The 2,569-nt window shown below is 32.2% G+C and carries 2 protein-coding genes and 1 pseudogene; 2 read left to right on the top strand and 1 reads right to left on the bottom strand.

Annotated elements, in window-relative coordinates; translation table 11 throughout:
- Together CQZ94_RS30425 and CQZ94_RS30420 are read left to right on the top strand one after the other, a co-directional pair.
- A pseudogene (locus CQZ94_RS30425) lies at window positions 1-95 on the top strand (IS6 family transposase); the annotation flags it as partial.
- A gap of 122 nt (window positions 96-217) precedes the next feature.
- Window positions 218-2,308 (top strand): NosD domain-containing protein, encoded by a 2,091-nt coding sequence (locus CQZ94_RS30420; RefSeq protein WP_105588399.1) that lies wholly within the window; start codon window positions 218-220, stop codon window positions 2,306-2,308.
- Window positions 2,309-2,363: 55 nt separating this feature from the next.
- On the opposite strand, the gene CQZ94_RS31580 is transcribed toward CQZ94_RS30420, so the two are convergent.
- Window positions 2,364-2,569: hypothetical protein (locus CQZ94_RS31580; protein ID WP_219845221.1), on the bottom strand; the 206-nt coding region annotated here is incomplete at its 5' end.

Raw genomic sequence — 2,569 nt, 5'->3', positions numbered from 1 at the left:
TGCATATGGTCAAAAAAGAACAAATTGATTTGCAGGACCAGTCTGTCCAAAATCAAGTGAACCTCATTCATCAACTATTCGGTATTCCAGCATAAAAGCGGATTCCGTTAGGAATCTCTTCACTTCTTTATATCTTCAAAAAATGTTTGCACCAGAACCGGACGGTTTATTATATCAATGAATATACTATATTAAGAAATTTAAGAGGTGATAATAATTGGATTATTTAATTGAATTAAATCAGTGGGGCATAAAAGAAGGATTACCTACTAAACCCTATGTAGATGCAGATTATATACAAGCTGATAAGAATATTCAGGGGATAAACAATGCGTTACAATTTGCAGCATCTAATAATTACTCTGAAGTTATTCTTCCAAAAGGCAATTACGCTCTATGTTACCCACGTGAGATTGTTATGGTTTCCGATTTGGATTTTAATTTAAATGGATCAACATTAAAAGTTATATACGATTCTAATAAAAAATCGCCATTTGACAATAGAACAACTACTGATTATTACAACTTCAAAGGGAATAGTATCGTATTTAGTAAAGTCACCAATTCTAATTTATTTGTTGGAACAATAATTGGATGTAGGGACGACAGAAGTTTCTCTAATCCTTTAGAAGTAGCAATGGAGCATACGTATGGTATTCTCTTTCAAAAAAGTTCAAATTATTGTTCTGTGAAAAATTGTAAGGTTCGCGATTATATGGGCGATAATATTTCATTTAGCTCAAACTCGATATTTGACTATGGAGAATTTGATCAAGGTCTTACTTTGAGTGCCTTAGATTACAACACTGGACAACCTATTACCTCTACGAATACACTCACAACAAAGATGTTAAATATACCTCAAGATTTAACACCAAAGATTACTTCCTTTCTTATAGCTGGAGCAGGATACGCTAGAACAACAAATTTAAATAGTAAAGACTTGGATATCTTCTTTTACGATAATAACAACAATTTCATAGGGGTTATGAAGAAAAGAAGAATCTATACAGATATTTCAATCCCAGTTAACGCAATGAAATTTAGACTTCAATTTTATAATGAAAACAATGTAAATAAGAATCTGCAATATACAATTATGTTTGGTGGTATCCCTCACCATAACACTGTTGAAAAATGCGAGGTTTTTAATGGTCATAGGGGTGGTATCACTTTAGGGGGGAATTACAACGAAGTTATAAATAATAAAATCCGCGATAACGGAAAAGGATTGGTTAGGTTTTTGGATGGAAAACCTATTTTCAACGATCCAACTCGTTATTCAATAAACATGGAAGATTCATACGGAGCAAGCTGTACCATAAAAGATAACGAAATTTACGGGAGTTATCACGGCATTTTAGTTGGTTGCTATGATGTCTTAATAGAACATAATCACATTTACAATATAGATTACCTAGCGATTAATCTTTATTCTTTAATGCATGCAACTATTAAGGATAATTACTTATACAACTGTCAAAATAACATTGGACTCATGACTTCTAATTTTAGTACGGCGTTTGTAAATATTATAGACAACAGTTTCACAGGTGGTAATATGAATTTAACTAATGATTCGTATAGGGTTTCTTTATCTAACAATCAATACGTAAACCCTGATTTCGTTGCATTGGGAGATAATTGCACATTTGATAATAATTATATTGTTTTTACAGAAAATCCGACTACCACACCATGGATAAAAGCAAACAAAATAAGCAAATGTACCTTTAAATCGGTTTTAACACAAAGAGAGATGACGTTTAAAGTTAAAGAATATGATAGCTGTAGATTCGAAAATTTACGAGTCAGATCAGAAAACCCTAATACTCAAACTGTAGACGTTTGTGAGTTCACAAGGTCAGAACTTCTTAATTGCGAGTTGAGAAATCATTTGTTTAGTGGGAGTCCAATGAATATTAGAGTTACTAAATCAAAACTTATAGATACAACTTGCGAAGTTGGTATTACAAATGTGGATAATCAAGTACCATACACTAAACTGGAAGACTGTGCTATCTCGATTAATACGAAAAATAATTTATTCTTATCTGATACAAATCGTCCATATACAACTTTTGTAGTAGAGAAATGCAATGTTACTATTAATAATCCAGCATTCGCTTCTCTCTTAGCTTCAGGAGCAGCAGCGGGAGTAAACGAGTTAATTTTAAAAGACAATGGATTTGTTTATACAGGAACAACACCATTGAATTTAAAATATTACACAAATCAAAATCATATTCGTAACTTCATCAATTCGAATAACACCTTTACAAATATCAATTTACCTGCTGCGAATTAAAGCTGGCTCTTCCGAGTCAGCCCTTTTTTATTCTACATCCACAAGTTCATTAAGTTTAAATTCTGTATTCAATCCAAATGCATCCGTGTAGTATACCGTTTATGTTCTTATGCATGTGGCTGTACCTCACATCCATCAACTTAACGTATATTTTTATACAAAATGCGGTCTTTCCACGTAGTTTTTTATTATCTTTTATAGATGTTATAAAAGTAGGCACATCAAATAAACCCTGACGGGTTTCAAATTTTTCGCTATGCT

Origin of the sequence: Bacillus sp. MYb209 (genome assembly GCF_002975175.1) — a bacterium.
Taxonomy (GTDB): Bacteria; Bacillota; Bacilli; order Bacillales; family Bacillaceae_G; genus Bacillus_A.
Note: the sequence above shows the minus strand (reverse complement) of the source record. Positions and strands in the feature narration are given on the sequence as shown.